Origin of the sequence: Natronomonas sp., from assembly GCF_046710025.1 — an archaeon.
Taxonomy (GTDB): Archaea; Halobacteriota; Halobacteria; order Halobacteriales; family Haloarculaceae; genus Natronomonas.
Map to the genome: position 1 here is coordinate 1 of NZ_JBKEGK010000152.1, position 6,269 is coordinate 6,269.

The 6,269-nt window shown below is 65.6% G+C and carries 6 protein-coding genes; 1 reads left to right on the forward strand and 5 read right to left on the reverse strand.

Going from position 1 to position 6,269, the window contains the following annotated elements:
- Positions 1-122 precede the first annotated feature (122 nt).
- From ACI944_RS10370 to ACI944_RS10385, 4 genes are all read right to left on the reverse strand, one after another.
- Positions 123-803, reverse strand: a complete 681-nt coding sequence (locus ACI944_RS10370; protein ID WP_411718974.1) for a type 1 glutamine amidotransferase domain-containing protein — start codon at positions 801-803, stop codon at positions 123-125.
- Between the two features lie 107 nt (positions 804-910).
- Entirely contained in the window at positions 911-1,090 is a 180-nt protein-coding gene (locus ACI944_RS10375; RefSeq protein ID WP_411718975.1) for a hypothetical protein, read from the reverse strand.
- Positions 1,091-1,144: 54 nt separating this feature from the next.
- On the reverse strand, positions 1,145-1,909 hold the full coding sequence (locus ACI944_RS10380) for an enoyl-CoA hydratase/isomerase family protein (protein WP_411718976.1): 765 nt from the start codon (positions 1,907-1,909) through the stop codon (positions 1,145-1,147).
- 98 nt (positions 1,910-2,007) lie between these two features.
- Positions 2,008-3,096 (reverse strand): ATP-binding protein, encoded by a 1,089-nt coding sequence (locus tag ACI944_RS10385; protein ID WP_411718979.1) that lies wholly within the window; start codon positions 3,094-3,096, stop codon positions 2,008-2,010.
- 173 nt (positions 3,097-3,269) lie between these two features.
- Here ACI944_RS10385 and ACI944_RS10390 point away from each other — a divergent pair, with 173 nt between their 5' ends.
- Entirely contained in the window at positions 3,270-5,309 is a 2,040-nt protein-coding gene (locus tag ACI944_RS10390) for a PAS domain S-box protein (protein ID WP_411718977.1), read from the forward strand.
- Positions 5,310-5,439: 130 nt separating this feature from the next.
- On the opposite strand, the gene ACI944_RS10395 is transcribed toward ACI944_RS10390, so the two are convergent.
- Positions 5,440-6,269 (reverse strand): hypothetical protein (locus ACI944_RS10395; RefSeq protein WP_411718978.1); only part of this gene is annotated, 830 nt, incomplete at its 5' end.

Sequence of the window (6,269 nt, forward strand, 5' to 3'; positions counted from 1 at the left end):
CATGCGTTTGGTACACGGTCATTTTAAAAAGCGTTCACGATTCGGCTGCGCACCCACTCGACGGCTGATCGCCGAACAGCGCGACCGCGACCGCGAAGCCGGTTCGGTGGCGAATACCGGCCTTATTCACCGAGCGCGTCGAGCAGCGTTTCGGCGGCAGCCGCCGATGACCCGGGGCCACGGGCGGTGATCAGATCGCCGTCGACCGTGACGCTCGCGTCGGCATCGGGTTCGGGGTCGAAGTTCCCACCGGCGGTTCGCACCTCGTCCTCGACCCAGTAGGGAAGCTTTCGGCCGCCGAAGCAGTCGTCGTCGTCGACGATACCCTCCTCCCAGGCGTTCGGGAACCCGGTCACGTCGCGGTCCGCAACGAGGAACGAGCCGTCGGCCTCGCGTGTAAACGCGAGGATGCCGACCGCGTGGCAGACGACGAGTGCGGTGCCGTCGTCACCGCCGACGGCGTCAAGTAGGAGTTGGCGGGCGTGTCGGTCCTGGTTTATATCCCAGACGGTGCCGTGGCCGCCGGGGAAGACAACGGCGTCGTGGTCGTCGGCGTTCGCCCGCGCCAGTCGGATCGGATCGTTGAGTTCCGGGTGGTTGTCGTCGATGTCGCAGACCCACTCGGCGGTCTCCTCGCCGACCTCCTCGGGATCGGCCGACCGTTCGTCGACGACCGGCGGCGCTCCGGTCGGCGTCGCGACCGTCACGTCAATGTGGGCGTCTTCGAGCGTGGTCAGCGGCTCGACGCACTCCTCGCCCCAGTACCCATCCTCACTCACGATGAACAGCGCTGTCGTAGTCATGCGGCGAACGTTCGTGGGTCGGCCTCAAAAGGTACCGGGCGACGGCAGCGGGCGGGTGAGGGGCGTGCGATACCCTCGCGATCGCAGTGGTTGCGAAGACCGGCGAGTCAGGCAGCGTCGGCGTCGTCGCTGCCGGCAAAGATCGTTTTGACGAGAAAGACGACGCCCAGAAGCATCATCGGAATCCCGACGAACGCGCCGACGATCGTGATCGTGAACATCGCGCCGACAACGGAGAGCGCGACACCACGGCCGGCAAGCCGCTTGCGCTCGGTGAGTTCGACCATACGGTCGGTGGGGGCCACGGCGGGGAAAGCGCTTCGTGTTTCGCCGCGGGACGGTCAGTTGACAAACTCCGGGTCGCGGCCCTCAAGAAAGGCTTCGGCTCCCTCGCGGGCGTCCTCGCCGGCGTAGAGGTGCCCGAGTCCGGTTCGCATCCCGACCCGCTCGGCCTCGGAGCGAAGCGGGGCGTTGAGCCATGCCTTCGTCGTCGCCAGCGCCTCCGGCGCGGACTGTTTGAGCGCCGCAACGGTCTCGGCGACGGCGTCCTCGAGGTCAGCCTCGGGGACCGCCCGCGCAAACACTCCCCACTTGACGGCGCGCTCGGCAGATATCTCTTGGCCGGCCAGCGCCAACTGGGACGCTCGCTGGCGTCCCACGAGCGAGGAGAGCCGCTTGGCCGCGTATAGCGGGATCGCCCCAATCTGCGTCTCCGGGAGCGCGAACGTCGCCTCAGTCGGGACGACCGTGATGTCCGCCGCCATCAGGAGTTCGAAGCCGCCGCCGTAGGCGGAGCCGTTGGCCCACCCGACGACGGGGACCGTCGAGCGCTCGATGGCGTCGAAACAGTCCGCAAGCGTGTCCGCCAACACTCTGGCGTCGCGATCGTCCTCGATCTCTGCGAGCGATTCGATGTCGTCGCCCGAACAGAAGAGGTCCCCCTCAGCGGTGAGAACGACTGCCCGAGCACCGTCGCCGTCCGCCCGGCGGACGCCATCGGCGACGGCACGCCACATCTCGAGCGTCATCGCATTGTGGCGCTCGGGGCGTCGGAGTCTGATCGTGCTCACCGCGTCGGCAATCTCGTAGGTGACATCGTCAGTCATACGCCCGGACGTGCGGCAGCAACCGACATACCGGTTGTGCCTGTAACGTTCACATACCGGTTGCATCTGTCGATACGGACGATCGGGAAGCCGGCCGATCACGTTTGCTCGGGAGCGGGACCGCCGCTACGGTCGGCCCGCGGGAGCGTGACGACGAACGCCGACCCCCGAGGCTGGTTGTCCTCGATCCGGATCGTCCCGCCGTAGCCTTCGATCAACGTCCGGACGAGCGTGAGCCCGTTTCCCCCGGGCTCGGAGGCATCGAGGAGTGCGGCCTTTCGTTCGTCAGCGATTCCCGGCCCGTTGTCACCGACCGTTAACTGGACGGCCTCGGGGCCGGCGTCGACCGACACCTCTATTCGCGGCTCGTCGGCGTCATTGTGTTCAGCGGCGTTCTCGAGTAGGTTGTCGACGACCGATCGGAGGCCGGCGTTCGCGGTGACGGGCGCTCGGTCGGGGAGATCGGTTTCCACGGTGATGTCGAAGGTGTTTCGCGTTCTCGCAGCCAGTTGCCCGGCGACCGCAGCGAGATCGACGGATTCGAGTTCGGGATCGCCCTCTAATACGTCCGCGATCGCACGGGTGGTTTCGATCCGCGTGAGTGCCTCACTCGCCTTCTCTGAGATCACCGCCGCGTGCTCGTGGCCGGGGGCTGGCTCCGCTCGGTCCATCTCGAGGAGTTCGGCGCGGCCGTCGATCACGGTCAGGTCATTGCGGATGTCGTGGCGGATAAGATCGTTGACGAACGCCAACGCGTCGCTGACCGTCCGTGCCTGGCGGGCGTCCGCCCGCGCCCTAGCGTTGTAGTATCCGGCGACTGTGCCCGCGATGGCGCCCGCTTCAACGGCGACCAACAGTGGAAAGACGGGTTCGGCGACGCTACGCCCCTCAGCGATACGGACGACGAACGTCGCGCACATGACGACTCCGAACAGGGTTCCCCCACCCAGACACCAGCGAACGACCCGCAACCGGTCCCGCTCGGGAAGATCGCTCCGAGCGGTATAAAACCCGGCGTAGACGAGTCCGAGCGCGGGTACCGAGTCCAACAGGAGCGCGGCGAGCGGCCCCATGAGCCCGTCCACACTGCGTAATTCGGCTACGTGGTGGCCGATAGCGACGAGTAGTAGGCTCGCTCCGACCCCCGCGATGACGAACGGCGAGTGTCGTCGGAGTCGGCCGCGCAGACCCCGGCGTGCCGGCTCTTGAAGAAGTTCTGTGCGCTTCACCGACAGATGATATTGTTCAAGTGGACCATCTACAAAAAAGGGACGATGAGTTCACTCGGTCCTCGCTTCGGCCGAGCGCACGCCGGCCTATTTTACATCCCTGCCCGAACTTCGGGTACACAATACTGATTGTGAGCACTATCGAAGCAGCGTATATACTGCTCTTTGGCGGGAGCGGCGTCGTCTGTTTGGCGGCGATTCCGCGCGCGCGAACGTTTGATAACCGCGAGATACGCCGTGGGATCGTTGGAATGCTCCTCGCGACAGGCATGTGGGGGGTGTTCAAAGTCGCGTTCTTTGTTCTGCCAGACACGCTCCGAGAGCCAGCCTATACGGTCGGGCTCATTTTCGGGTTTGCGACGGTCTGGGCGTGGCTGTACTTCTGTTCGGCCTACACCGGTCGTGGGTACCACCGGCGGCGAGGGCTACGATGGATCAGTGCCGCCGTGTTTTTTTCCGTCGTGGCGGTCAAACTCACAAACCCGATCCACCGCCTCTACTTCACTACTCGGGAGGCAACGGTGCCGTTCACGTACCTTGCGATCGAGCACGGAGTGTTCCACTGGGCCGTTACCGGACTCTCGTACGTGCTCGCATCAGTTGGGCTGTTCATGATCTTCGAGTTGTACCTCACCTCGGAGTACGACACCCGCCCGCTCACCGTGCTCGTTGCGCTGCTCGCAATCCCCATTATCGTCGACGTTGCGGCGCTCACGACACCGCAAGTGATCGAGGTTATCTACGCACCGCTCGGCGTCGCCGGCTTCAGCGTCGGGGCGTTGTTCGTGTTCCACCGGCGGTTCTTAGCAATCCAGAACACAGCCCGGGAGGACGACCCCTCGATCTACTTGGACGAGGACGGATATATTCGGGATTACTCCCCCGCGGCCGCCGCCATCTTCCCGGCGCTCGAAAGGTCGGTCGGTCGGCGGCTCTCGACGGTTCTTCCGGCGGTCGCGGACATCACCGACGAAAGCGAGTCGATCATCGAACGCGAACACGCGGGTGAACGTCGGTATTACCTGGTCTCGACGAACACCGTCGCACTCGGGGACTCGGGGGTCCGAATGGTCGCGTTCTCCGACGTCACGGAGACGGAGCGCCAACGGCGAGCGCTGATCGAGCGAGAACGGGAACTGAACGAGCAAAACGAGCGGTATCGCGCCATCATCGCCGCCAGTTTCGGCGTGGTGGCCCGGATCGACCCCGACGGCCGGTTTCTGTACGTCTCGCCCTCCGTCGAGGAGTTCCTAGGCTATCCCGCCGAGGAACTCGAAGGGGAGTCGATCACGGTCGTCCACCCCGATGCCGATGTAACCGAGTGGGCGCGAGAGCAGATCGAGCGGGCCCTGAGCGGAACGACAACGCAGGTCCGGGACTTCCCGCTCGAAACAAAGTCGGGGCGGACGGTGTACACGGACATTCGGGGCGTCCCGATCTACGACCAGAGCATCCCGTCGGCGGAGCGGACGCCCCAAGACATCGTCGGCATCCAGTTGATGATCCGCGACGCGACGAACCGGCGACAGCGGGAGGGGCTTATAAGCGTCATCAATCGGGTGTTGCGGCACAACGTGCGGAACGAGATGACCGTCATCAGCGGGTACGCGGAGATCCTTGAGGCGGAACTCGACGGCGGTACCGCCGCGAAGGCGCGGCACATCAGCGAGACGGCTGACCGGTTGCTCGAATTGAGCGAGTCGGCACAGCTCCTCGAACAGAACCGCGATCTGTCACCCGACCTAGAAGCGATCGATGTCGTTCCCATCGTCGAACGCGCCGCGTCCCAGTTGGAGACCCGGTACCCGGATGCCGCCGTGACGCTCGACGCGCCGGAGTCGGTGGTTGCCGCGACGCGCCCGCGCGTGGAGACCGGACTCTGGGAACTGATCGAGAACGCGGCAAAACACGGGGGCGATCCGCCGGCAGTCGATATTGAGGTGGCAGTCACCGATACGCAGATCCGACTCGCCATCTCCGACGACGGGCCGGGGCTGCCCGAGACGGAGCAGCGGGTGCTGGAAACGGGCAAGGAGGAGCCGCTCGTCCACGGTCAGGGGCTCGGTCTGTGGCTCGCCTACTGGCTCATCACAAACCTCGAGGGGACGGTCGACGTAACCGCTTCCGGGGGCGGGACGACGATCGAAGTCGGGCTTCCGAGGCCGTCGTGAGGAGGTCGGCCCCGATGGAGGAATCTTTTCGTCCCGATATCCGTGACGGCCCACGCGCGGGCCCCGATACTGCGCACTCAGCTACCGGAGATAGTGTGCTGTTGGTTCAAACGCCGATCGAAGGTCCTCCTCACGTCAACTCGAACCCGACCGCGACCGCGCCACCGATCGCACCCCAGTAGACGAACCGGTAGCGCCCCGGCGTGAGTGCCGGGCAGACATCGGCGTGATCGTGGGGTGTCGCCTCGGCGATCCCGGATTCGGTCAACTCGATCGACCACTCGAAGCCCTCCCCAGGCGGGTGCCCGAACGCCTCGTCGGTGTACCCGCGAAACCCGTCGGCGTCGCCCACTCTGATATCCTGCCAGCCCGATTCGGTGTAGTACTCGATGGAGTACTTCCGGCTGTTGCCGGTGTTCACGATCTCGTCGGCAACGTTCCACAGCCGGATCGAGGCGGTCTCACCGCGCTCGTAGGCGATGTCGTCGATCCGGAGCGCAAGCCTAGCGCCGTCGTTGTCTTCGAGGGTTCCCCAGGCTACGTCCGACGGCTCGAACCATCCGTCGTAGCGTTCGACACCCGTCCGGTCGCATTCGAGCGGCTCCGCCGGATCGGGGTCCTCACCGGGGCGGATCGACCCTGACAGCGAGTCGGGATCGGGGCCGAGCGGGTCGTCGACATCGGCGTGGACGGCCGCCGTCTGTCCCCACCCGTCAGTCGTTCGGACCGTCGCCGAGTCGAGCGGTTTCTCCGTGAACGTGAGCCGGGCGAGCGAGGCAGTATGCGTGATGACGTCCGCGCACGCCGCCGAAGCCCCATCGTCGGCAGCTTCTCTCGAGTCCACGACGACGGCGTCGGCGCGGATCCGGCCACCCTCGGCGCGGATCGAATCGAGTTCGAGACGGTCGTGGCAGGCGCTCGGCCCCGCGGACTCGACGAGGAGCAGGCGCTCGTGGCCGT